This window comes from Streptomyces sp. NPDC002742 (genome assembly GCF_042888885.1).
GTDB lineage: Bacteria > Actinomycetota > Actinomycetes > Streptomycetales > Streptomycetaceae > Streptomyces.
This window is the reverse complement of record NZ_JBIAQF010000036.1, coordinates 18,419-43,514: the sequence shown is the minus strand read 5'-3', so window position 1 is coordinate 43,514 and position 25,096 is coordinate 18,419. Positions and strand designations below refer to the sequence as shown.

At 69.8% G+C, this 25,096-nt stretch carries 15 protein-coding genes; 5 read left to right on the top strand and 10 right to left on the bottom strand.

The features are described 5' to 3' along the window. Position 1: 1 nt before the first annotated feature. The 5 genes from ACFYW8_RS39505 to ACFYW8_RS39485 all read right to left on the bottom strand — a co-directional run bounded on the left by ACFYW8_RS39505 (position 2) and on the right by ACFYW8_RS39485 (position 8,436). Positions 2-1,036: a hypothetical protein gene (locus tag ACFYW8_RS39505; RefSeq protein WP_389090384.1), complete on the bottom strand. Its 1,035-nt coding sequence runs from the start codon at positions 1,034-1,036 to the stop codon at positions 2-4. A 100-nt stretch (positions 1,037-1,136) separates the two neighbouring features. After that, on the bottom strand, positions 1,137-1,910 hold the full coding sequence (locus tag ACFYW8_RS39500) for an AAA family ATPase (RefSeq protein ID WP_389090381.1): 774 nt from the start codon (positions 1,908-1,910) through the stop codon (positions 1,137-1,139). Next, positions 1,907-3,406 (bottom strand): Mu transposase C-terminal domain-containing protein, encoded by a 1,500-nt coding sequence (locus ACFYW8_RS39495; protein ID WP_389090454.1) that lies wholly within the window; start codon positions 3,404-3,406, stop codon positions 1,907-1,909. Before ACFYW8_RS39495 ends, ACFYW8_RS39500 begins: the two co-directional genes overlap by 4 nt. A 585-nt stretch (positions 3,407-3,991) precedes the next feature. Further along, the gene (locus tag ACFYW8_RS39490) at positions 3,992-7,201 is read right to left on the bottom strand and encodes an AAA family ATPase (RefSeq protein ID WP_389090378.1); all 3,210 of its coding nucleotides are present in this window, start codon (positions 7,199-7,201) and stop codon (positions 3,992-3,994) included. After that, positions 7,198-8,436, bottom strand: a complete 1,239-nt coding sequence (locus ACFYW8_RS39485) for an exonuclease SbcCD subunit D (protein ID WP_389090375.1) — start codon at positions 8,434-8,436, stop codon at positions 7,198-7,200. The genes ACFYW8_RS39490 and ACFYW8_RS39485 overlap by 4 nt, the downstream gene beginning before the upstream one ends. A gap of 124 nt (positions 8,437-8,560) precedes the next feature. Here ACFYW8_RS39485 and ACFYW8_RS39480 point away from each other — a divergent pair, with 124 nt between their 5' ends. Genes ACFYW8_RS39480 through ACFYW8_RS39465 form a run of 4 tightly spaced genes read left to right on the top strand, consistent with a single transcriptional unit; the run spans position 8,561 to position 13,425 of the window. Further along, the gene (locus ACFYW8_RS39480) at positions 8,561-9,382 is read left to right on the top strand and encodes a hypothetical protein (protein WP_389090372.1); all 822 of its coding nucleotides are present in this window, start codon (positions 8,561-8,563) and stop codon (positions 9,380-9,382) included. 46 nt (positions 9,383-9,428) lie between these two features. After that, positions 9,429-10,574, top strand: a complete 1,146-nt coding sequence (locus ACFYW8_RS39475; protein WP_215103690.1) for a hypothetical protein — start codon at positions 9,429-9,431, stop codon at positions 10,572-10,574. Continuing rightward, positions 10,571-12,073 carry a hypothetical protein gene (locus ACFYW8_RS39470; RefSeq protein WP_215103698.1) on the top strand — a complete coding sequence of 501 codons (1,503 nt, stop codon included), beginning with the start codon at positions 10,571-10,573 and terminating at the stop codon, positions 12,071-12,073. Before ACFYW8_RS39475 ends, ACFYW8_RS39470 begins: the two co-directional genes overlap by 4 nt. Continuing rightward, complete coding sequence (locus ACFYW8_RS39465) at positions 12,070-13,425, top strand: AAA family ATPase (RefSeq protein ID WP_389090366.1); 1,356 nt, start codon at positions 12,070-12,072, stop codon at positions 13,423-13,425. The genes ACFYW8_RS39470 and ACFYW8_RS39465 overlap by 4 nt, the downstream gene beginning before the upstream one ends. 294 nt (positions 13,426-13,719) lie before the next feature. Here the strand turns inward: ACFYW8_RS39465 and ACFYW8_RS39460 are convergent, their stop codons facing one another. Both ACFYW8_RS39460 and ACFYW8_RS39455 read right to left on the bottom strand, forming a co-directional pair. Beyond that, on the bottom strand, positions 13,720-14,901 hold the full coding sequence (locus ACFYW8_RS39460; RefSeq protein ID WP_215103702.1) for a hypothetical protein: 1,182 nt from the start codon (positions 14,899-14,901) through the stop codon (positions 13,720-13,722). Beyond that, positions 14,898-20,150: an AAA family ATPase gene (locus ACFYW8_RS39455; protein ID WP_389090362.1), complete on the bottom strand. Its 5,253-nt coding sequence runs from the start codon at positions 20,148-20,150 to the stop codon at positions 14,898-14,900. Before ACFYW8_RS39455 ends, ACFYW8_RS39460 begins: the two co-directional genes overlap by 4 nt. Positions 20,151-20,259: 109 nt before the next feature. Between ACFYW8_RS39455 and ACFYW8_RS39450 the strand changes: the two genes are divergently transcribed. Further along, a complete protein-coding gene (locus tag ACFYW8_RS39450) occupies positions 20,260-20,406 on the top strand; it encodes a hypothetical protein (protein ID WP_215103706.1) in 147 nt (48 codons plus the stop codon). On the opposite strand, the gene ACFYW8_RS39445 is transcribed toward ACFYW8_RS39450, so the two are convergent. From ACFYW8_RS39445 to ACFYW8_RS39435, 3 genes are read right to left on the bottom strand one after another with little or no spacing between them, the layout of a single operon-like run. Further along, entirely contained in the window at positions 20,390-23,110 is a 2,721-nt protein-coding gene (locus ACFYW8_RS39445) for a TerD family protein (protein ID WP_389090357.1), read from the bottom strand. The genes ACFYW8_RS39450 and ACFYW8_RS39445 overlap by 17 nt on opposite strands. Continuing rightward, positions 23,100-23,411, bottom strand: coding sequence for a hypothetical protein (locus ACFYW8_RS39440; protein WP_389090354.1), 312 nt, complete (start codon positions 23,409-23,411; stop codon positions 23,100-23,102). Before ACFYW8_RS39440 ends, ACFYW8_RS39445 begins: the two co-directional genes overlap by 11 nt. Continuing rightward, complete coding sequence (locus ACFYW8_RS39435) at positions 23,378-25,039, bottom strand: DEAD/DEAH box helicase family protein (RefSeq protein WP_389090350.1); 1,662 nt, start codon at positions 25,037-25,039, stop codon at positions 23,378-23,380. The genes ACFYW8_RS39440 and ACFYW8_RS39435 overlap by 34 nt, the downstream gene beginning before the upstream one ends. Positions 25,040-25,096: the final 57 nt, after the last annotated feature.

The window sequence follows — 25,096 nt, the reverse complement described above, 5'->3', positions numbered from 1 at the left end:
CTCAAGGGGCAAAGGCACCTGCGGGCAGGGATAGGCCGAGCCGGGGCAGCCGTCCGGCGTGCGCCCGCAGATGCTGGCCTTCGGCGAGCATCACGGGGGCGAACATGCCGTCTCCGGGCGGGCGGAGCATCAGACGATGGTGAGCGCGGGCGCCGGCCAGCAACGGCCGTGCCCAGGCAGGCACCGCGTGCAGCGGGCAGTACCGGTGGCCGACCCCATGGAGCTTGACAGCAGAGATGTCGCCGGTGATGTCAAGGTCGCGGGTGAAACGCAGGCCGCCCAAGCCGGCCTGGGTGAAGGCCAGCACGCTCAGCGCTCCGGCGATGAGCGGGTGTGCCAGAACGGCCAGAGCCGCGGCCTCTGCGGACGCGATATTGAGGGCAGGGGCGGCTTGGACCCCCTGCGCCGTTGCCAGCGCTCCGGCGCATGGGGGAGCCAGCCGCCTGGGCCTCAGCGACGCCGACCGAGTCTCCCGCGGCTGCCGGGCGGATGGCGGCCCCGCAGCCACCGCGGCCGGTCTCGCCATCAGCGGAGCGGGAGAGAAGGACGGGCGCGCGGGAATCGGTCCCGGCTCGGCGAGGAGCGCTTCGAACTGGTCCCGGCCGCTGATACGGCGCTCAACAAGGGCCAGCGCAGGCGGCAGTCCCTGCGGGGTCTTTTGCCACAGCAGGGTCAGCTGAGCTCCCGTCGACTCGCGCCAGGCGAGCAACTGGTCGATGCGCCGGACGGTCAGCAGGTGGGCCCGGGGCACGACAACGTGCCGCACCCTCATCGCGACACCCCAGGCAGCCGCGGCGAGCCAGGCCTCGTTCACCGAGTCCAGCCATACATCGGGGGAGTCGGGTTTGGGGGCTAGCCGCTTGCCCAACGCATACAGCATGTCGTGCGCCAGCGCGGCCGGACTTGCGCTGGCCGGTGTCGGCTGCACGGTGATGCGGCCTTCTGCGGGCAGGTGGGCGTGCAGCGCCGCCCGGGTGTAGAACAGGTCGTCCTGCTCGTCCACCACGATTGTCACGTCACCGTAGACCAGTGCCACCGTCTCCCTTCCGGCCCGGGCCGCGCCGGCCAGGCGCCAGGACGGCCCGTACGGCACACGGTTGTTGGGCCCGGGCTGCAGCCCACCACCGAGGCCACTGCTACATGCCGCCCAGCTTGCTGTACACCCAGTTGACGAGGTCCTGGCTGATCTCGGTCAGTCCCTTCTTCTCCATGCCGTTGAGCAGGTGCTTGGTGATGGTGGCCCAGTTGCGGAAGTTGCCGTGCGCCGCAGCGCGGTCGATGCTGCGGATCATCTGCGGGTCCACCCCGGCCCACAGGGAGTGGAACGCAGGCAGGGTGCCGACGACCTCCGACTCGGGCATGCGCCTGAATTTCTGCCAGATGAAGATCCGTGACGCCAACATCGGTTCGCGCTTGAGGACCTTGTAGCAGCCATCGCCCCCGGCGAAGATCACCGCGATGTCGGTGTTGCGGTCGTCCCACAGGTGGCGCCAGTACTCGAACGAACTGCGGCCCATCCACTGCGCCTCGTCGCACACCAGCACACGGAACGTCTGCGACAGCGTCTCCTTCAGGAGCGTGTCGAATTCGATCGGCCGGGTCGGCGGTTCCCCGGGCAGCCCCAGGGCGTTGAACAGTCCGTGGCGGATGTCGCGGGGGGTCGGCCCCGAGCGCAGCTCCAGCCGGTAGGTGTTGTCAGGGGCGATCTTGCGCAGCGCCGAGTTCACCGACATCGTCTTGCCGTACCCGGCCGCTCCGTAGGCGACCATCATGGCCCTGGCGTCGATCGTCTCCTGGACGTCGTCCAGCGTCGTCATGAGCGTGTCGGTGGCCACCAGGTGCGCATCAAGGCGGTGGAAGTGGTCCTCGTCCTCTGCGGGCAGCCTGCCGTAGTCCATGTCGCCGCTCACAAGCTCTCCTCAGGGGTGTCGTCCTTCGGCGCGTTTGCGGCCGGCGGGACTGGACGGGCCCAGCCGTCCGGGACGGGCTGGTGCGGGATGTAGCCGGGATCCGCCCGCCGCAGGTCCGCGGCGGTCGATTCGGCAAGTTCGGCCTCGGCCTCCGCCTCGGTTAGCGCCCCCAGACGCTCGGGCGGGACAGCTGTGGTGACAGCCTCGAAGCGCTCACGGCGCAGCCGGGCCGCCGCCTTCATGTCCGCGCGGAGCTGCCGCGCCTTGGCGTTGCGGACCTTGCGGACCTGCTCCACGCTGGCCGCCTCGGCCAAGACGGCGCTGCCCAGGTGCACGCCGTCCAGGCCGAAGACCTCGATGGCCCCATCGCGGTGGGGCAGGTGGCGCACCGCGACGCGGACGCTGGCCTGGCCCACCATCCAGGAGGCGATGTAGTGCCGGTTGCGCCACCGCACGCCCTGCGTGGTGATGGTGCGGGTGCGCCCGTCGTCCTCGAGCCCGAAGAAAGCCAGCTGTTTGGCGGGGGCGTCGTGCAGGGGAGTGGGGTCGCAGCGCCATGCCTCCATCGGGGTGCGGCCGCCCAGCACCCTGGGCCGGTGCTCGGTGTTCCACCAGCGCACCCACTTCAGAAGCAGTTCCACGAACGCCTCGAAAGGCAGCGCGGGTTCATCCGGATCCGAGGTGCGGCCGCCGACGAGCGTCTGCCGGTGCACGTAGCGTGGCATGGAGACGAACAGCATGTCCTCCACCGCGCCGTTGAGCGCCTCGATGGTGCCTTTCAGATGCGGGCTGTAGGCCGGGAGATCGACGATGGGCACGGCGAAGGCGCCCAGGGCCGATGCCACGGTGGCGCACAGGAACTCCTTGCCGCGGTCCACCCGGATCAGGTCCGGCAGACCGCCGGCCGGGCCGAAGGGCTCGGCACGGTCCAGCGCCATCCGTAGGGCCGCCAGCACCGCATCCGCGCTGGGTGCATGGGGCGTGACGGCCACTCCCGTGACGACTTTGGTGTGGCAGTCGATGAACCAGGTCACCCAGGGCTGCACAAGCTGGTCCTCGAGCAGCACCCGCACCGGCACACACTTGTGGTCGCCCTCCCAGGCGGCGTTGCGGTGCGTGGCCGGGCGCTGCCCGAACACGTCGAAGGCCCGCCGGGCGGCCTCGCCTTTGGCGAGCCCGGCCCGCTGCCCGGGCGTCAGGTCCCGGCGCAGCGCCCGGTGGATCGTCGACAGCGACGGAGCCGCGGGCAGCCGGGGATCGGCCAGGGCCCGCTGCTGCAGCTCGCGCTGCACGGCGGAGGCGTTGCCTCCCCACAGCACCAGCAGCCGCCGCAGTTCCGGGGTGACACTGAACCGCGTCCGGGGTGCCGCTTCGATGTGGCCGGTGGCGCGCGCTGTGGCGACCCACCGCCACACCGCCCGCTCCGATCGGCCCACGGCTGTGGCGACCAGTCGCACGTGTGCGCTGGTCAGCTCGCCGCTCCGGTCCAGCGTCATCAGCCGCGGCAGTGCGGCCAGCCGTCCCGAGCGGGCGGTGAAAACCACTTTGCCAGCACCCTGCGTGCCGGCGGAAGAGTCATTCATGCGGGCTGCTCCTTACATGGATACGAAGCGCTGAAGGGGCACAAGTGCCGTGCTTCTGCGGGGTATTGCCGGCCGTTCGGGACGGAGGGTGCGGGCGGTCCACGGGGCGGCGTCAGGGCCGTGACGTGGCGTCATGGCAGAGGAGGCGGGCACGGCGGAGCCGTGAGCCCGCGCCGGGTGCGGGCGTCAGCAACTTCGCTGGGAAGGGGGCGTGTTCGTCGCCGGCCCGGCTGCCCCCTAGAAGCACCCCTGCGCCGGGATACCGGGGAGGAGCGGCACCGGCCGTCCTGCCGCGGTTCCGTCGGGTGGACGGTTGCGGTCGGTGCCGAGCCAGCCTCGTGTCAGCGCCATGCAGGGGTGCCCTGTGACGGGGGGGGAAGGAAGTGCCGGGCCTGCCGGTCGTCGTACGGGGCAGGGGCAGTCACCGGCGTCCGAAGAGGACGTCCGGGGCCGGGAGACGGGCTCCTCGGTGACTGTGGTGGCTGGCCCGGTAGCTGCTCAGGTGTGTTCCAGCAGGCGCCGGATCCCGTCACGGATGACTGCGGTGCGCTCATGCTCCGTCAGCCAGGCGGCCGTGGAACCCCGGGCGGTCTTGTCGACGAACAGCACGTCATCGACGGCTTCGGCCACCGGATACAGGTGGCTGATGACCGCGACCGTCTTGTCCCGGGTCACACTGCTGCGGAGGACGGAAAGTGTGTCGTCCAGGCGGTCGGAGTCCAGCGAGCCGAACCCTTCGTCCAGGAACAGGCTTTCCAGCTTGCTGTTGCTGCGGCTGTGCAGTTCCACGAGGGCCAGTGCCAGTGCGAGGGAGGTCTGAAATTTCTCCCCGCCGGAGAGAGTCTCTGGGCCGCGCGTGAGATTCGTGGCTGACTCCACGATCTTGAAGTCCTCGGTGAACGCGTAGAGCCCAGTGGAGATCTGCTGGAGGATTCGGCTGCCGTGGCGGAGCAGCGAATGGGTGCGCTGTTTGGTGAGATAGGTGAGGAACTTGGTGTCGGTGAGCTGTTCACTCACTCTCCGCCACACCATGGCCTGCTCGTCCGCAGCGGTGATGGCAGCGTCCAGAGCCTTGGCGTAGGGGATTTGGGACTGCGCGGTACGCAGGTCGGACTTGGCCTTGTCGTGCGCGGCTTCCGCGTCGCTCGTCTTGCGGCTGAGCGGGTCGAGAACGGCGGGTGCCAGCAGGTCGCTCTTTTCCGGTACGGGGAAGCCCGGGTCAGGGTCTGTTTCGTTGTGGGCGGCGCTGGCTTGGAGGGTGAGTTCCTTTTCGAACGCGTGGATCTCGTCGGCGGCCCGCTGCCTGGCTTGCTTCAGTGCGCCTGTCAGTTGCTGGCTCAGCGAGGACAGGGCCAGATGGTAGGCGTTGACCATGGCCAGGTCGGCCCCGTCCGGGGTCGGAGGCAGTTCGTTGGACGTCTCGCCGCCGAGGAGGCTTTCGGCATCGCTGGCGGCGTCCGCCCAACGCTCCAGTTTCTTGAGGAGATTGCGGGTGGGAGTCTCAACCTTGCGCTGGCGCCGTCCCTTCAGGGCCTGCCGGTGCTCGGCGTGCTCGGTGAGGGCCTGCTGTGCTTCGTCGTGAGCCTGTGCCGTCTGCTCGAGCCGTGCGAGGCGCTGGCTGGCCGTCTCCAGCGATGAGGCGATGTCCGTCGAGGAGGGCAGTGCCTGGGGCGTTTCCTGGGCGGGTCGGATCGAGGCCGGGAGGTTGATGACCTCGGTCAGCAGGGTCTGCAGGTCACTCTCGTACTGCAGTCGGGCCTTCTCCAGCTGTCTGCGTTCACGCTGCAAGCGGCCGCGCTGGCGTTTGAGGCCGGCCTGGGCCGCCTCCTTCTCGGCCTGTGCCGTCGCCAGCCCTGCCTGGGCGCCCGTGTGGGCGGCGAGCGCTTCTGCTTCGGCGTTGCGCAAGGGCTGCACGAGTGCTTTGACCGCACGGGTGATGTGGGCCCGGCTCTTGGGGTCGCTGCCCGTGAGGACACGCGCCTGCGCGGCCGTCTGCTGGCTCAGCGTGTCCAGAGCGGTGGCCGCGCCGGGCACGACGTCCGGTCGCATCGCGTCTACCAGCTCCTGCAGCTGGAGCAGTGCAGCGTCCATGCGTTCGAGAGCGGCCAGGTGCGCACGCTGATGCTTCTGAGCCGTGTGCCCGGCCGTGCTCAGCTGGGCTGTTGCCTCCGCCGCGGCGGTCACAGCCGTGTTCACGGCCTTGGAGTATTTGGTGACCTCACGTTTGGCCTTCCCAAGGGCCTTGCCGTCCAACGGAGACGGGGGAGTGAAGTCGCTCGGGACGGGCCGGGTGCAGACCGTGCAGGCGTCCCCCGGCGCCAGAGCGGAACCTGCCGTGTGGGCGGCATCGCCGCGCTCCAGCGCGGCTAGGGCATCCTGGGCTGCGTCCCGTGCCCCGCGCAGTTCACACAGCTCGGCTTCCAGCCTGTCGACGCGGCCGCGTTGCTCCTCGGCCGCTGCGAGCGTCGTGTTGGCCGACTGCAGATGTGTCGCCGCAGCGGCGGCTTCCTGCAGCGCACCCCGGACGGCTTCTTGGACCTGGTCGGTGTGCGCGCGGGCCTGAGTCACGGTGTGCTGCGCCAGGCCGGCGTCCTCGACGAGGGCCGCCAAGCGCTCCTCGCGTTCGGCCAGCTCCTGCTGTGCTTGCTCGTACTCGTGCTCTTGTTCGCTGTGCTGTAGCTGCTCCAGTTCAAGCTGCTGCGCGACGGCGTCCAACCCAGCTGTGCGGCCCGGCAGGCCGGACAGCACAGTCACCGCGCCGGACAGGGATCGGACCGTGTCACCGGCCTGCGCGGCCTTGTCCAGGGCGGCCTGTGCAGCGTCGAGCTCCATGCTCAGATCGCGCCCGGCCGCTTCCTGCACTGCGGCTTCGGCATCGAGTTCCGTCGTCACCTTGGCCAGCGTGGCCAGTGTGACAACCGCATCCGGAACGCTGCGCTCACGCAGCAGCCGCGCGGCCTTGTCCAGACCGGCTTTGCGGTGCTTGTGCCCGACGGCCCGCCCCTGTGCCGCGCGCAGAGCGGCCAGCCGCTCGCGCCGGCTGGCCGCGATGCCACGCGTACGCTCCACATCCAGCGCCGCTTGTGTGGCGACAGCATGGGGATTCCGCAGGAGCTCCGCCCGGGCGCTCCTGGCGTCGAGGATGCTCGTGCTCAGGCGATCCAGCCGTACGCCGGCGTGCTTGCGGACACGTTCCAGTTCGTTGATGCCGAAGACGTGCCGCAGGATGCCGGCACGGTCGCCCCTGTTCGCCTTGAGCAGGGTGTCGAACTTCCCCTGAGGCAGCAGGACCGTACTGACAAAGCCCTTCCAGTCCAGCCCGATGAGCTGGGTGACGGCTTCCGTCACCGCGCGCATGTTGTCGACCCGCAGGTCGGTGCCGTCTTCGGCCATGGACTCCAGAAGGGCCTGCGGCTTTTTACGGTTCGCATACAGAGTGCGCCGCACCCGCCACGGGCGGCCGTTCGCCGAGAACTCGAACGTCACGTGCATGCTGGGGCAGCCGTTGCTGATCAGTTCGTAGGCTTCCTCGGGTTTGTTCGACCACGAGTTCGCCCCGTACAAGGCGAAGATGATCGCTTCGAGGAGAGTGGACTTGCCAGCCCCGGTGGGGCCCAGGATGGCGAGCAGACGCTTCCCGGTGAAGTCGATGGTGCAGGTACCGGGGTAACTGCGCATTCCGCTGACGATGAGCCGGCTGGGCTTCACGAGGCCTCCGTCCAGGTGTCTTCCAGCGCAGCGCGGAGCATTTCCTCGGCGTGTACCGGGGGCAGCGTCTCGTCGTCGAGCTCGTTGAGAAGGTGGGTGAATGCGGTGACGGTGGATTCCGCAACGGTGCCGCTCAGCCCCCCGCGTGCCAGATAGGCGCGGAAGGAGTCGGGGAGCTCCGGCTCTTCGCCGGGGTCACTGTCCATGACCGTGTCGTCGTCCGCTTCGCGTGCCGGTGCGGGGTTGATGAGGATCGCGTGCGGGACGACCTCGGCGATCTTGTGGCTGAGGAGAATGTCGGGTTCCTCGCCGACGATCACCGGTTTGAGGAAGGTCCCGTCGTACTGGGCAGCTGACGCCCTGAGTTCGTCGAGGGTTCCGGTGAACTGCGTCAGGCGCCGTCCGCTCGAGAGCCGGCGAGGCAGGGCCCGCACCGGCCGTCCGGGTTCGGCGTCGACGATCACGACGCTCTTGAACTGGTCGGCTTCACCGAAGTCGATTGCGAGCGGACTGCCGGCGTAGCGGGCGGTGGACTTGGCGCCCCGCACCGGTTGCGGGCGGTGGATGTGTCCGAGAGCGGCGTAGGAGACCTCCGGAAGATTCTCGGGGCCGGTCTCGAAGTCGTCGTCCACGGCCCGTTCGCCCGGGGAGCGTGTGGCGCCGGTGACGTACACATGGGCCGCGAACAGCAGGATGTCCCGGTCGGGGTCGTACCCCTCGTGCATGGCCGTCATCAGCTCCGCCTGCAGCCCGCGCATTCCCTCGGCGTAGTCGGCGTACGACGTGTCGGTCGCGGAGCGCTGCCAGAACCGGTTCGGATGCACGAACGGCAGGACCGCCAGACGGATTCGCTGCTCACCACCGCAGGCGTCGAAGCTGAGGACGCCGCCCTCGTGCGCCGGGCGGAACTGGTCGGCGAAGAACAGGCCCCGGCCCCGGGAGGGGCCGGTCATGGAACCGAAGAACTCGAAGTACGCGGGGGAGTCGTGGTTGCCGGCCAGGACCACAGTGGGGGCGACGGCGGCGAGTTCGCTCAGCGTGCCCATGGCGCGCGTCATCGCCCGGATGCCGGGACGGGAGTGGTGGAACAGATCGCCGCTGTGGACGATCAGGTCCGGCCGGCTCTCCTGGGCGATGGCCACGATTTCGGCCAGGACGGCGTCGAAGTCCTCGTCGCGTGGATGCCCGTGAAAGACGTGGCCTAAATGCCAGTCGGAGGTGTGGAGCAGTCTCATGCCCGTGCGCCCTTCTGGGAAGCGAGGCGTAGGAGGGCACCGGTGGTGCCTTACGAGCCCGGGACACTACACCAAAAACACAGGAAGAAATCTGGTCGTCATGGGTCACTGCTAGCATGCGGGCATGGACGAGCATCTGGTCGCTCTCGAGAAACGCATGCAGCAGCTGCAGGAAGCGATCCGGCAAGCGCTCGCGGAGCACGACAAAACCCAAGCGAGCCTCCTGAGAAAGGAGCTGACGCGCACTCAACGCGCCTGGGACGTGCTGTGCGGTCTGGACGACGGCCCGGACAAGACAGAGGCCGAGCCCGCAGCACCGGCATCCTCAGAGCACGATGACAGCGCCCTGCCGGTGCGCGACCAGATCCAGCAGGCGCTCACTCTCCTCACCGTCCCCGCCGCACCCAAACTGCTCAGCCAGGTCCACCAGGCGTTCTTCTCCGGCCCGCTGAACACGGCACGCCTGACCACCCTGCGCCGCGACGAGGAACGCTCCTTCCGATCCGCTCCCTACGCACGCCCCTACTACATCTGCGCCGCTGTGACCTCCGACCTGCTCTCACCAGCCCGCGCCCTGCTCGCCCTGAGCACCTGGCCGCTGGAACAGCGCCTGGTGGGGCCGCTCACCCAGCGAGTCCACTTCCTCACCTCGGCTCTGCGGCTCGCCGACGCCGCCGAACACCGCCCCGGCGAACCCCAACCGTCGCCGCACGTCCAGCAACTCCTCCAGCACTACAGCCGCAACATCCACGGCTACACCACCCGCGGCCCGCTCGATCTGGACGCGCTGCGCCAGGCAGCCGCAGCCGAACTGGAAATCCACGCCGACGACGACGCTGACACCCGCGCCGAAGCCGCCCGGCGAGCACGCCAGCAACTCGGCGACGCGGAGCAGCTCTTCGGCAACACCCTGCGCAACGTCACCCGCATGCGCCGCACCGCTTAACAGCCCCGCAACCCGCACGGCTGTGCTCTGCCCTCCAAGGAACCAAGTGACCTCGCTCGACGCACGACTGGGCGCATTACGCGGAACCGCACCGCCCCTCCCGCACAACGCACGCACCCTGGCAGCGCTAACCACCAATCCGAGCTGCGACCGCCGCTCCCTGCTGGACGCGGCCGGCATCGACAAAGACGCCCTCGCCGCCCACCTGGGCCTGCCGCGGCCACTGAGGAAATCCCGGCTCGCCCTCGACTACGGCCTCGCCTTCGAACACAAGGTCACCGCCCAAGCAGGAGCCCCTCTCGTACCGCTACTCCGCCACGCCCTGGGCCTGACCCCGTCCGAGGTGTCCTACGAGGACGTCAACAGCGTCGGCAGCGACGACGACAGGTCCCCCCTGGCACTGCGCCGCGCCCACACCCGCTCCCGCATCCTCAGCACAGCACACCGCAGGTCAGACACCCCTCGCACCCTGCTCGACCACCCCGTACTGCGTCTGACCGTCGCCGGCCACCAGGTCTACCTCGAGCCGGACGTCATCGCCTTCCAGCGCGATGGCCTCTTCCACATCGTGGAGATCAAATCCTTCCCCGTCATCCACGGACAGCCCGACCCCATCAAGGCCAACGCAGCACTGACCCAGGCCGCCGCCTACGTCCTGGCCCTGCGAGAACTCCTCGCCGACGACGGCCTCCCGCCAGACCGCGTTTCCGACACCGTGATCCTGGTCAACCCGCGCAACTTCACCCGCCACCCCACCGCCACGCCCTTCAGCGCCCACAAACAGATCAAGAACCTCAGCCGCCACCTCGGCAGACTGAGGCGCCTGCCCGAACTGCTGGACAGGCTTCCCCCCAACACCACCTTCGACCTGGCGCCCGGCCCCGACCAGAGACCGACCCGGCCCCGCGACGAACTCGCGGACGCGCTCGCCACCGCGCGGCCGCACTACACCCCCGGCTGCCGCAACCACTGCGACCTGGCCTTCCACTGCCGCACCGAAGCCCGAAACCAGAGCAGGACCGCCGCCCTGGGCACCGCAGTCCGCGACGACCTCGCGGGAATCGACACCATCGCCACGGCCCTGGCCCTCACCGACGGGCACCTGCACCCCTCGCAGGACCAGCACGACATCACCCGGGCCCTGCGCCACGCACAGCGCGTCCACGCAGACCTCCGGACGGACACCGCATGATCCGGCTCACCTCACTCCTGCGGATGCGCGCCGCCCACACCGGCCACGCCCAACGCACCAGCCAGCTGCGCCACCTCCACCTCAGCGACCAGCCGCTGATGCTGCTGGCGCTGAAACGCACCGGCCCCGCTGCACGTCCGCTGGCCGTCATGCTCGGCACCGACCCGCACCGCCCCCAGCTCCTGCTCGCGCCACCCTCGGGCAGCACCGCCCCCATGCTCGCCGCCCTGGCAGACGCCGTCACCGCCTACATCGAAGCCTGCCAGCGGCACAGCGAACACCTGCCCGCCACCTCCAGCAGACCGGCCCGCCGGCGCTACACCGACGCCCCCCAGATCCTCGTCCCCAACCCCCAGACCGTGCAGCACCTGAAAGACCTCGGAGACGACCTGAGGTTCCGCAGCGTCGACGACCAGACTCCCGGCTCCCAAGCCGTCCAGCGGCTGGGACACTGGCTCACCTATCTCACCGACCGCGCCGACCTGGCCGGCTCAGCCGCCCTCATCCCCATGACCGGCTTCCTCACCATGCACTGGGCCAGCGGCCAGAGCCCCCAGGAAGACGAAGACCTGGCCACCCTGCTGGCCTGGATCGACCCGCCCCGCCATGCCGTCTCGGGACGCGACGCCGCACGCACGGCAGAAGACCCCGCCACCCACCGCCCGGCAGGACCAGCCACCGACGCCGCCTTCGACAACGACCACCTGGCACCCCTGTTCGACGCCTACGCCCGTGCCCGGCGACGGGACTCGGGCCAGGAGCAGACCCGCACCCTGCAAGAACTCGACCACCTGCTGAGCGCCCACCTGCACCCCACCTGGGAGCTCATGTGGCAGGCCTACACGCTCCTGCAGGCCCTTCCCGAAGCCAGGGGCACCGCACGCCGCTGGGGCCACGAACGCACCGCCTTCACCGACGAATGCCTCCACCTGGCCCAAGACGGACGCCCCCGGCCAGCCCGCGACCACGCCGTTGCCGCCGCCGTCCGCCTGACCCGCATGGAACACGCAGCCGCCGCCTTCGCCGCCGACCGCGCCACCGACGACCCCTTCGTACGGGCCGAACTGCGCACCACCGGCGAAGCCTTCGGCGGTCCCGTCGCCACCGTCGACCCGGAGCACACCCTGCGCGGACCCACCGGACGGACCCTATGGCGGCCCCGGCTCACCGTGTCCACCGCGGACCCCGTGCCCATGGAACTAGGCCAGCTCCTTGCCTGCCACACCCACCCCAACGCCCTCTACAAGATCTGCGAGGTCACGCCCGGCGACGGCGACACCCTCGTCGAACTCGAGATCACCGCCGGCATGGGCACCGTGGCCCGCCCCAACCACGCCGTCCTGCCCGAAGCCGGTGTCTTCCTCGTGTTCACCCTCGCACCCGCCCCCTACCGGATGCCGGAATTCCCTACACGAGACCAGACGCCCTGGACCCACGGCGGGCCTCCTGCCGACCCGCCGGACCACAGCGACGGCGACGGGGACGAGGAGAAACAGTGACACCGCCCCACCCGCAGCAGCAGACGGCCCAGACCGCCCGCACCGTCCTGGAGCAGCTGCCCACCCTCACCCACCGCGCACTCGTCGTGGACTCCCCGCCCGGCGCCGGGAAATCCACCCTGGTCGCCCAGGCCGCCGACGCCCTCACGCGACCCGGCGCCCCCTGCGTCGTCATCGCCCAGACCAACAGCCAGGTTGACCACCTCGTGCGGCGATTCACCCGGCACCACCCGCACCTGCGGACCGCCCGGCTCACCGCAACGGATCACACCCTCCCACACGACCTGCAGACACATCCCAGCATCCGGATCGCCACCCGCATCGAACCCCTCGAGACGACGGCCGACGTCATCGTGGGAACCGCTATGAAATGGGCCACGGTCAGAGGCCGCCAATGGCCGTGGGCGATCATCGACGAGGCCTACCAGATGCGCTCCGACACGCTCTTGCTGACCGCAGGCCTCTTCGACCGGGCCCTCTTCGTCGGAGACCCCGGCCAGCTCGACCCCTTCTCCGAAGCCGACACCGACCGCTTCCACGGCCTGCCTCACGACCCCGTGAACAGTGCGATCGCCGTCCTGCTCGCCAACAATCCCGACCTGCCCGTCCACTGCCTGCCCGTGTCCTGGCGCCTGCCGCCCTCGGCCGTCCTCCCGATCAGCAACGCCTTCTACCCCTTTACGCCCTTCCACGCCGCAAGCTGCGAAGCCGACCGCACCCTCACGTTCTCCCCCCTCGACATCCGCACCCCCACCGACGAGGCCATCGAACACGCCGCCCGAACCGGATGGGCACTGTTCGAACTACCGGCCCGCATCGCCGGCCGGCACGACGCCGAAGCCTTCCACGCCACCCTCGGCATCGCCGAGCGGATGCTGACCCGGCGCGCCATCACCATCTGCGAGGAAAACCCCGAAGGCCACACCCTGCAGCCCGGCGACATCGCCATCGGCACCGCCCACCGCAGCCAGACCCACGACATCCGCGCGCTCCTGGCCCGCCACTACCCCCGGCTCCACGGCATCACCGTCGACACCGCCAACCGGCTCCAAGGCTGCGAATTCCGCGTCACCATCGCCCTGCACCCCCTCTCCGGCCGTGGCGACGCTTCCGCCTTCCACCTGGAAGCCGGCCGCCTGTGCGTCCTCACCTCACGCCATCGCCACGCCTGCATCGTCGTGGCCCGCGCCGGCATCGCCGAACTCCTGGACGCCCACCCCTCCAACGCCCCCGCACACCCCGGAGCCGCTTCCAAAGTCGCTGACGGCTGGGAGGCCAATCACGCAGTCCTGGACCACCTGGCCGACCACACCATCGGTTCCCAGGCGCAGCCCGGCCGCCGACGCGGATGAGCAGCATCCGGCACCACGCACACGATGTGCGCACTGGCCGGGCCGCAGACACCTGCGGCGTGCCAGCCAGGTGGTTGGTGCATCCGGACGCCCTGTTTTGAGGCCGGGGAGGCGGTAGCTGGGGAAGGCCTCGTTGATCTGTTCTTGCAGACGCTCCAGCAGCCCCGCCAGCCCGGCCCCACCGCGTGGATCCGCACGGGGATCTGTAGCGGGTGGGGGCCAGGGGTGGCGGGGTCGTCAGTCATTGCCTCGTCCACCCACGGCGTGTTCCTGTAGGCCCCGCCCACGCGGTGCTCAGTCCTCGTCGTCGTGGGTGGCGTCGCCTTCGGCTGCTGACATGTGGTGGATGCTGACGCCTGTTCGGCAGCGGGAAGCACCGATCGTGTCCTGCAAGCGGGTAAATAGGTCAGGACGGATGAGCAGGTCCGCTCCTGCGACCACGGGCAGGAGAGGCTCGTAGCTTCCGTCGTGGACGAGGTGACCGTGCCACTGACGACAGATCAGTGCTTCACCGGCGGTGTCGCTGAGGCTGAACCCGCAGATGCCGTTCGTGGGTTCAAGGTCGAGTGCGGCCACGACGCTGGCGGCGGGGGCAAGTATGTAAGGAGGTAGGCCGAGGCCGCTTCGGCGGCGGGGCGCGTCGACCATGCTGGTGCTGCCGGCGGTGGTGAGCGCCATGAGCGCCTGGTCCGCGGCGCTGATGTGCGCGGCTGCCGACTCGGCCCGCGGGAAGCCGAGTCCCAGCCGACGCCACGGACGGGTCCACAGCTGCCGGGGGGCCTGGGAGACGGGCAGCGTGTCAGGCGGTGGATCGCCGTTGAGGGCCTCCAGGCCGACGATGATCTGTAGTTGGCGGGCGGGCCGATCTGGATGGCGGCGTGCAGGGGTGCGCTGCCGCTCGAAGAGGCCGATCTGTACCCAGCCTGCATGGGGGCCGTCGTCCACGCGAGCAAGGGCTGCGGCGCCGCCCGGCAGGATGCGCAGGCCTGTGAGCGAAGCGAAGCCGGGCGTCGGCCACGGTTTGTCCGCTTGATGGCTGTCGCTGAACCAGGGTGCTGGATCGAGCGAGCACACCAGCGCCTCGGGACGGGTCAGGGGGCGGGGAACGCGGGCGAGTTCGGCCCGCAGGGCTGCCCGGGGGTCGTCACGCAGTCGTGCGGCCGCGTGATGTTCGAAGTTTTGGGCGTTGCCGAGCTGTCCGGCTTGGGCGAGTGCGGCGCGCAGGCCGGCGGCGGCGTGCTGCAGGGCGTCTTCGGCGGAGGCGTGGTCGGCGAGGTAGGCATCGGGAAGTTGGCTGCGGTGTCCATTGGTCAGCAGGTTCAGCTGAGTTCCCATCAGCGTTTCGACGTCGGGGAAGGCATCGGCTACGAGGTCGATGACGGTCTCACGAAGCCCGGGTGGGTTGCCGGCGGCATCGAGGCGATCACCCAGATAGTTGTCGACGAGGTCGGCCGCGTATTGCCGCGGGTCGTTCATGCGCTCTCCTTGGGGTCGGAGAGGGCGGCAACGGCGCGTACGAGTATCGGATGGGCCGCAGTCGCTGGCGGTGAGGGCGGCTGGTGGCCGGCGCGGGCCAGGACGGCGGCGGCCTCGGCGCGGACGGACAGCATGTCACTGCCGCACAGCGTCACGAGCTGGTCGAGGAGGGCGGCATCCAGGGGCCCGTCAGGCAGGTGGCTGTGCAGGACGGTCAGGAGCCAGGTCAGGGGGCCAGCGCCGAGGCTGAAGGAGAGGACGTGTGCGAGTGCAGCCTGGGCCGGGCCGGGGCGGCCGGCCAGGAGAACCGTCGCTGCGATTAGGGCGCGGCGTTTGTCGCCGCGTTCGGGCAGGGCGAGCGTGGCCAACGCAAGCCGGCACAGCGCCGTGTCGATGTCGTGCTGGGTCGTCTGCTCGGGCACCGGGAGGTAGGCGCCGTGGTCGAGGCGGGCGCGGCCGGGCAGGCGGTGGGCGATGACCTCGTATGCCGCGTCCCAGCAGGCGAGGGCGCTGGCAGCCGTGGGCGAAGCGTGCGGGGGCTGAACGGCGAAGGCCGAGACCAGGGCCAGGCTGACGCCGATTGTGCGGTGGTAGGACCCCTCGGTAACGGCGTGGGTCACCTGGTCTGCGAGATTGTGGGCTGCGGTGTCGGCGTCTGCGGCATGCGCCTGCCGCCACAGATCCAGCCGGTCGTTGCCGGCGAAGGAGCGCCAGCCACCGCCGCCGCGCGTCTTGGTGTAGGCGAGCATGCCCGCCGTGGCCGCGAGCGGGCCCAGGACATTGGGGTCGGTGTCCTGGCGCATCTGGAATCCCGAGGCGAGGTCGGCCAAGAGCTCAAGGGGGCTGGAGGGGGTCATCTCGTCGGCGATGCGGTGCAGGAGCTGGATGGCGGCTTCGGCTCCCTGGCCGTCAAGGATCTCCAGTAGCCGCCAGCCGACCGCGTTGGCCAGGGCGTCCCTCGACCACCGCGGGCCCGAGGGGGCGTCGTATGCCTTGCTGTTGCGGTCGCGGACTGCGGCAAGTACGCCGGCGGCACCTTCCGGCAGCGTCGGGCGCTGCTGGGCGTGCAGGTAGGCGCCTGTGGTGGGGCGCTTCTCGGGGCCCGACCAGTTGCGGGAATTGTTGGTGGGCACGGGACGGGGCGTCCAGGGCGGGCCGCCTTCGCCGCCACAGCGCTGTGCCGCCGTGCGCAGCGCAGCGGTGGGCTCGGCTCCGGCATTGTGCGACACGGCGAACAGGGTCTGGTCGTCGTAGGTGGAAGTGATCGCGTTGGCCAGCACCGGCAGGAGACGCAGTGTGTGTGCCGCGTCGTCGGCGGGCAGGTCGGCGAGCCGTGTGAGCAGGGCGATGTCCTGGTCGATGCTGCGGCCTCCGGGCCCTGCCGCGATGCGGAGCGCGGCCAGGACGACGGGATCGGCCCTGTCCGCCTGGGTGGTCAGCAGCTGGTGGTGGGCCGCGTCCACCCGGCTATCGGGCAGTCCGGGCTCGGTCAACAGTACCTGGGCGCCCAACTGCGCGGCAGCCTGCGGATCCAGGCGCGTCAGCAAGCGCCACCACTCGGCAGGCGTTCCCGCCGTCCCCCGCCCGTCGGTGCGGTCCGCGACGAGATAGACAAGAGGCTGCGTACGCGCCAGCCGCACACGCGCCTGGACGGGATCGGCTTGCACCAGCTGGGGCAGCGGATCGAGCAGCTCCTCGATCGTGATGTCCTTGTGGCTGCCGTAGGCGGCCAGGTCGCGGGCGGCGCGTTCCCAGCAGCGTTGCGCCTCGTGTGGGTCGTCGCAGGCGAGACTCACGCGGGCCATCTCAAGCTCGAAGTCGGCGTCCTCCGCGTACAACGCACGGCTCTCGGCTTGTGCTGTGCGCAGCGTGCCCATGAGCTCGCGCACGACATCGGCCCCGGCCTGGCCGACGCTCGCCGTGAGCAGGGACAGCAGCTCCGTGGTGACCAGAGGGCCAGTTCCGGCCATGCCCATGAGGGAGGTGGTGGTGCCGCGGCTGACGGTCTGCAAGGAGGTGATGCCCAGCGCGACGTCGTTGCCCCGCAGCAGCGCGACACCGTCGTGCAGCACTTGCCGCACCTGCCGATGGATGTCCGCAAGATCGCAGGCCCGCGGCTGGCCCGTGAACGCGTGCGCGTGCTGGGCCAGTTGCTCGAGTGCTACACGCACGGTGGCGGACGCGGTTTCGGCCGAAAGGGCGCCCGCCTCGATATCACGGTGCAGGCCGACAGTGGCGAGAGTGAAGCGCAGCCAGGCACGGTAGAAACCTTCGCCGTCCAGAAGGGGGAGCAGCCGGACGGGCGCCTGCGGATCGGCTGCGTGCGCCACCATGAGCAGTGCCAGCCACCTGCTCACCGGCTCCGACAGGCCGCTGGCACGGTCGGTCAGCACCTCGCGAGTTGCCTCAGTGAGAACAGCGCTGATATCTCCGGAAAAGACCTCCTCGGCCAGGTCCGCCGTTGTCAGACCATGACGGAGCAGACGCCGCGGGTCGCACGGGCCGCTCGCCCAGGCCGCCGTGGCCAGCGTGCGCGCCGACGGCAGTTCGCCGCCGGCGCTGTCGCGGGCATCGGCCAGATACAGCAGAAGTGCGGTGCGCCGGTCGGAACGGTCGATGAGCTCGATGCTCTCCACCAGCGGAACGAAACCGAGACAGTCCAGCAGCACATCGAGCGCAGGCTCCAACGGCGGCGGGTTCTCCTGGTCAAGGAATTCAGCCACCCGCCGCGCGAGCGGGCGTTCAGGGGCAGAACGGTCGGTATCGCGGTCCGGCAGCCGGATCCGTCCGCGCAACTCCGCAAGGAAGACGGACTCGTCGCTGTCGGAACCGTAGTGGGTACTCTCATCCTTGCGTGCCTCGTCCCAGGCCGTCAGGTACGCCTCCCATGGGGCGGCGTAACCCGCCCGGTCGACCGCCGCACACAGCTGCAGGCCCCACCGCGCCGCCATCGTGGTCACACCCTCGTACATCAGGCTTGCCGCCACGCGGTCGGCTCCCGACAGCGCCACCAGCACATCCGCATACGGCACCAGGGAGCCCGGCAGGCCCTCGTCCTCGTAGGTCGCCCGCGCCCGGGTCAGTTCGATACAACGCACCAGCGTGGGCCAGTCGTTGCGTGCCGCCGCCCGCCGTGCGGCCACGGTCAGGGTGTGGACGACGGCCTGCGGGGGCTGCAGCCCGGCAATTGCGCGGGAGAGGAAATCGGGCCCGATCAGCAGAGCGAGTTCGTCGTCGCGGCCCAGAGCGGACAGAAGTTCGGGCAGGTGCCGGAAGGCGCGAGGGTCCGTGAAAAACCCGCGCTCGGAGAGCCACTCGGCAGCCCGGACCCGTACCTGGTCGACCCACCCGTGGTCACCGTCGATCCGCCGGATGAAGCGGCTGAAACTCTCATGATGGATCTTCAGTCCGCCGATGCCCGGCTGCTGCGCGACGATCGGCGCCACGCTGGTCAGCGCGGCACCGAGCTGCATTCCGGGCAGCGGGAAGATCTCCTCGAGCTCCGATGCGGTCACAGCGAAGTCGCAGACCGCGAGCATGCTGACAGCAGAACGCTGCCCGGGGGTCAGACCGGCCAGCAGATAGGCGTAGTAGTCGTCGAGGTCGTGCGCCGACGACGGCACCGTCCGCAACCTCTCCAGAGGATTGCCGGCACCATCCGGCGCCGGCGCCGCTCCCAGGCCCGGGGCAGGACCAACGGCCTGCCGGCACAAATACGTGGCGTACAGGGCGTTGCCTCGAGAGCGCTCCTCGATCAGTGCGACCGCGGCCTTCGCCCGCGCAGCGGGATCGAGCCCCTCGCCGGCAGGGGAAGACGCCAGGGCCGTCAACACGCCCAGACGGTCCGCCAGAGCATGCAGTTCGGCGCGGTTGAGCGGGGCAACAGTGAGACGGGAGGCACCGGCGTCGACGGCCTCGAGGTGAGGGCCGGGCTGACTGGCCAGGACGATCACGACACCGTGCGGCAGTTCCAGGGCAGAGAGGTCCGCGACCAGAGAGGCCGCCGGGTCCACCCGCGGACGAAAGGCGCTGCCGGTGGTGGATCCAAGAACCCGGCTGACATGGTCGATACCGTCCACGATCAGCGCGATCGGCCGGTCCGGTGCCAGGCCGCGCGCGGCAGTGACCGCGGCCGTGAGCGTCTCCGGCGTGGCCGCGTAGCGTGGCCTGACCTGCGCCAGCGCCTCCGGAACGGCCGTCCCCAGCTGCTTCAGCAGGCTGCCGATCACGACCTCGGTCAGCACACGCTGCTCACGGTCGATGTCCGCAGCGCCGAGCCAGCAGTGATGCCGCACCGCCAGCCAGGTCTCCCGCAGCGCATCCCCGAGCTGCTCACACAACCACGACTTGCCGATGCCGGGAGCACCGGTGACCACCACGACACCCCCCTGCTGAGCAGCGTCCTTCACAGCCGCGACCACGCCCGTGAGCACCGTAGGACGTCTTACCTCGGTGGCACGGTCCACGGGGTGCCCCTCACGGACCGCTCCGAAGTCGACTTCCAGACTCAGACGAGGAAGCAGGTCCTCGACCATCACGGTCCCCGCCCGGCTGCGCGCCGCTTTGGCCGCCTCGATCAGGGCCAGCGCCACTTCCTCGGGCGTGCGGTGCCGGTTCGGCGGCCGTCCGGCACCGAGTTCTTCGGTGATGCGGTGCAGCAAGGCCGCCTCGGCTGGCCCGGGCTCGCGAATGTTGAGCGAACACGCCGGAAGATCCGTGTCGACGACCAGGGACGCGCAAGCGCGGTTGAGCAGGTCATCACTGACCTGGGCGAGTATCTCCTTCCACGGAGCGTGTGCACGCAGCGCAGCGGCGTCGAAACGGAACCGTTTGCTGCTCAAGCCGTGCAGTGCAGGCCCGGGATCGGTGCTCGCGTGGATCGGGCGCAGCACCCGGGTCAGCTCGGGATCCTCCGGCTCCGTGTCGCGCACCACGAGGCGGTGCGAGGCATCCGGATCCGAGGTGAAGCCGTGGTCCATGGAGGAGAAGAGCAGATCCAGGCGTAGGCCTCGCTTGTCCTTCGTGAAACTCTCCAGCGACAACGCGCGGTCGTGATCCGTGTGCTTGATCTGCAGCCGCTCGCGGCTGCCGGTGCCCCACTCGCACGTGATGTCATCGAATCGGTCCCCGGTGAACATCTTCGTGTCGACCAGCAGGGAATTCGCACGTCCCACCGCCAGGTCCACCAGCCGCAGCGCGGTGAGCAGGTCCTGGTAGGCGTAGCCAAGGTGTGTCGGGCGCAGCCCCATGCTCACCTCCAGCGTGCCTTGCTCACTTGGCACCCCCCATGGTGCGCGTCGCGGTCACCCTAACCTCCCTGACGTACCGGGACGGAACGGAAACCCAAGGGGAGATCGTGTGTGCAAGATCCAGCTGGCCCGGGAACACCTGGAAGGTTGGGCACCAGCAGCGGCTCTCGCACGCGAGATCGACGGCGGCGGCCGCACCGACCTGGTCGTCGACGGCTTCGCGTACCAGATCGGGGGCGTCAGGCTTCGACGTTGATGCCGTAATCGGTGGCCAGGCCCGCGAGGCCGGTGTTGTAGCCCTGTCCGACGCCACGGGCCTTCCAGCCGTTCGTATGGCGGTAGAGCTCCACTGCGATGGTGACGGTCTCGCCTGAGGAGAACGGCCCCGGCGCGAAGGCCAGTTGGGTGCCGGAGGGCTGGATGATGTCTGCCTGCCACTGGGTGTGCTGGTCGAAGACGGTGGTGGGCTGGGCGTCGAGGTCGATGCTGACGATGACGGTGATGGTGGTGATGTCGTCGGGGATGAGGCTCAGATCGGCGGTGACGGTGTCTCCTCCGACGCGGACTCCGTCGTGGTGGGGGTGGTTGTAGAAGACGAGGTCGTGGTCGTTGCGTACCTTGCCGTTGCGGCCGAGGAGTACAGCGGAGACATCGACGGGTGCGCCGGTGCAGGTGATGCGGACCGTCGTCGGCTCCGTGGCCACGGCCGTGTTGGCACCCTTGGCCAGCAACTGCCCAGCAGCGTTTTCCCCGTTGCGGGCCGGGACGGCGGGGGAGGGGGGTGCGATCGGCGGCAGGCTGGTACCAGTAAGAGCCGCGATGACATGCTGGAGGATGGGCCAGCCTTCGGTTTCCTCGCCAGGCCAGGGCCAGGTCAGTCGCTGAGCGCCGAACTCCTTGGCGGTCGGCGGCCGCCCGAGTGCTTCCTGTAGTTGAAGGTGGCGCAGGCTTTCGGTGGCCAGGCGGCTGAGCTGCCACTGCCGTTGGGTTTCCTCCGGGCTGTTAACCCAGGCGTCGTGGTCGACGGGCTTGCCGCCCAGCTCCTGGTACACCCGGCGGGCGAAGTCGTAGCCGTCGCCGGCCAGCAGGCGGGCGGGCCGCTCCTGCGGGGAAGACGCCGGCTCTCCGATGGCCGTGTACAGCGCCCCCAGGTCGCCGCCCGTCCAGTGGTTGGCTGCCGTGGTCGCGAACCGGGCGAACTGGGGCAGCGTGGGGGGACGCCCCTTGGCGGCGACGAAGCGGTGATGCTGGTGGGCGACCTCCTCCAACTCGGAGCGCCAGCGGCCCTCCACGAAGGCACCGAGATACTGCTCGGCCCAGGCCCGCCGGTGTCGTGTGATGAGGTCCCGTACCCGCTCGAAGCCGTCCCGACGGGCGCCGTGACTCATGCTGGAGGTGAACGTCATCTGCCCGTACGGGGTCTCGACCGTACTGTCCTCGCTGTCCGTGATCTCCTCCTCCGGCCCCAGGAGTTGTTCGGCGGCTTGCAGTTCGCGGAAGAAGGCGGTGTCGACCGGGCATCCGGCCGCGCGCAGGGCGGCCAGCGGCCTGCTGTAGTAGCGGTCGACGCGGTCCAAGGTGGTGCGGGAGTAGGGGCCTTCGCACACGAACCAGGCGGTCAGGCCCACGCCGTGCCAGAACTCGGCCGCGGGACCGAGGGCTTCGGCCATGGTCTGGTGCGGGCGCGGGTTGCTGACGATGCTGCTGGGATACCGCGCAAGCGTCACCGTCTCCCACAGCCGCCCCACCCGTTCGAGGACATCGGCGGGCAGACGCTGCCGGTACAACTGGGGGGTCAGCCCCTGCTCGGTTGGGTTCAGACTCATCAGATCCTGATCGACCAGCCCCCACAACGACGGCATTCCCCGTGGCTGGCCGGCATGCGCCTGGTCGAAGCCTGCCCACCAGCCGCGCAGGGCCGCAGCCCGCTCCTCCACCGGAGACAGAGAACTGCCGCCGCCGAGGAAGGCCGCGAGCATCGCATGGACCTCGTCTTCCGCGATGCCCGCCTCGGCAGCCATGCCGGCCGTCTGCGTGGCCATGCCGACGTACAGACGCGGCTCGGGCAGAGCGGTGATGATCTCCTCATCCGGGTGAGGGGGAGCCTGAAGGTAATCCAGCACAGCCAGCCAGTCGCCCCCGAAGTACGCGGAGACGACCGGCTGCAGCTCTTTGGTGAGCACCCGGCGCGCCAGGGCTGTTCCCGTCCTGGCCTTCTTGGCGAAACCAGCCATCAGCCCTTGCAACCGCTGGATCCGGTGGCGTGCGGCGAGCTGCACGAGGTCGGCGGCGGCAAGGGTGTCCAGCAAACGAAGGCGGGCCTGCTGCTGTCCCGCACGGTCCAGCTGGTGCCAGCCGCCGCCGAAGCGGAAGGCTTCCAGCGCGCTCTCGTCGATGCCCAGCAGCCGGTAACGCTCCTCGATGAGTGTCCAGAACCGCTGCTGTTCTGTGCGAGGGAAGATCTCTCCTGCCGCCCGCAGCCGGATGGGCTGAAGCAGTGTCTCGAACAGCGGCACCAGCAGCGCCCACAGCAGCACCGTGTCCCAGTCCTCCACAGCGGTGAGGCGGGCGGTGTCATCGGCGGCCAGCGTCAGAGCGTGGCCAGGGCGTTCACGCAGCAGATACGGCAGATTGACTGCCCCTGCCTTGACCGAGAGTTTCTGGGGCAGGTACCACGCCCCGAGCCGCTGCTGCTCCTGGACCCCGAAAGCGTTGGCGCAGAAGACTTCCTCTTCCCGGGTGAGGGCCGTCACCTTGGCGGTGTCCGGCGTGTGGCGTCCTCGGCCGGGGACGACGGTGGCCACCGGCCGTCCGGCGAGCCCTGTGGCCAGCAGTCTGGCCGCCAGGGCGTCGATGTCGGCGAACCGTTGCTGCTGCCCGGCCGCCCGCTCCAGGGCAAGTGCCTGCTCGGGACTACATTCCACGGTCGGCTGCCACCAGCGTGTCGGGTCACTGGCCACCAGTCAGCCTCCGCATGTACTCGACGAACTGCTCAAACGGCACCGGCGCAGCGGTGTTCTGCGCATAGACGGCGTAGCGCTGGGCCATCAGCTGCATCTCCCGCTCCGTCCTTCGGGCCTCCACACGGTCCAACTCGTGCACCACGCGCTGCTCGACGCGTCCCCGCTCGTACAGCACGAACGCGTCCACCCCGCCCAGGCCCCCACCGGCCCCCTCCGCGGCGCCGCCGGGGCCGGGGAGATCCCCTTCCATGGTGGTGGCGTCGATCAGCGGGACATCCAGGAGCACAGCGGGATCCATGTCGTTGTCCGCGCACATGGCCTCCAGATGCTCCTCCAGGCCGAGTTCGGCAGGCAGACCACGTCCAGGTACTGCTGGTCGGCAGCCACCGCGGTCTGGCGCAGGACGCGGACACCGCGGCCGACGAACTGGTAGAACTCGCCGAAGCTGCCATAGGGGCGCAGCGGCACGACCACGGTGATGGGCGGGAAGTCGTAGCCCTGGCCGAGCATCCGCAGCTGCACGATGCCCTGCAGATCCCCGGCGTCGGACTCGAAGCGCCGCCGGGTGGAGGCGATCGCGGAGGCGGGCATGCTGTGGTGCAGCGTGGCACTGGGGATCCCGTATTCTTCGGCGATCCGTGCGATCTGTTCAGCATGCGCCTGGCCCATCGCTGCGAACAGCGCCCTCGGCTTGACGGGTGCAAGCAGCTTGGCCTGCGCATCCAGACACGCCCGCGTCACGGCCATCACCTGGTGGATCGGCGCCTCGGACTGTGCGGTGATGCGTGCCATCTTCCGCTCGTCGCCCAGCGTGGCCAGCAAAGCAGCACGGCCCACGATCTGCTCGCGCCGCCCGTCCGGCCACACCGCCTCATACACCGTCGACGCCACCTCGGGAGCGAACCGGTGCACCCGCAGGTTCTTCGCCGACCCGTCCGCGACGGAGTCCACCAGCCGGTAACGGTAGACGACATCGGCGTCGATCGGCTTGCCGTCCAAACGCTGGAAGCACGCCGACATCAGCAGTGTGCGCGCACCCTGGAAGTGGGCGAACAGCCGCTGGTAGGAGGCGCTGGCCGCGATGTGCGCCTCGTCGACGACGATGAAGTCGATGTCCTCCGGCTCCAACTTGGCCAGCAGGTCTCCGTCACTGTCGCCCGTGCCCAGCGCATGGAAGTTGGTGACCAGGATGTCCGCGTCCAGCAGCCGCTCACGGCTGACCTGGCTGATCTGCCCGTCGTCCGCGTCCAGGACGAGCGTGGCCGGCGGGCGAGCGCCGGGCAGCAGCGGCCCGCCCGCCAGCCCATACAGGACGTTGCCCGGCATCCCCGGATCGAGGGCCTTGGCGAAGGTGCCGCGGATGACCGAGCCCGGGGTCACCACCAGCGCCCGCCGTCTGCTGAACGACAACGCGGCCGCCACCCCCAGGGCCGTCTTGCCCGACCCCACCGCCATCACCGCAGCCGCATGCCGGCCGCCGGAGGCGTAGTAGTTCGCCAACGCGGCCAATGCCTCGTCCTGGCACGCCCGCAGCGGCGCCCGGTCCACCCTGGCCTGTACACCGGCGAAGTACGCCCCGCCTGAAGGCAGTTCGGCACCGCCAGGCGGATCGGCTGCCCGCATCGGATCGCCAGCCATGTCCGGGATCTCGATACGCGGCATGGCTGTCACCAGCGGCGCCAGGAGCGGATCCTGCCTCAGCATCGCCTGCAGCTGGGCCACGCAGCGCGCCGTGTCCGTACGCACCGCGTCGTAGGAGAACCGCAGCACCGTCAGACCGGTCGCGGCCAGATCGTTCTGTCGCAGCCGGTCGTAGGTGAACGCGGCCCGGTCACTGTGGAAGGCGAACCCGTCGAGCTCGACGGCCAACTGCAGCGCCTCACCCGCGAAACGATCGACGCGTCCACGGCCGGCGTGAGCACCCACCGCAAGAACGCCTCCTCCAAGTAGGAGGCAGCCGGGATCAGTCGCTCCAGACCCGCA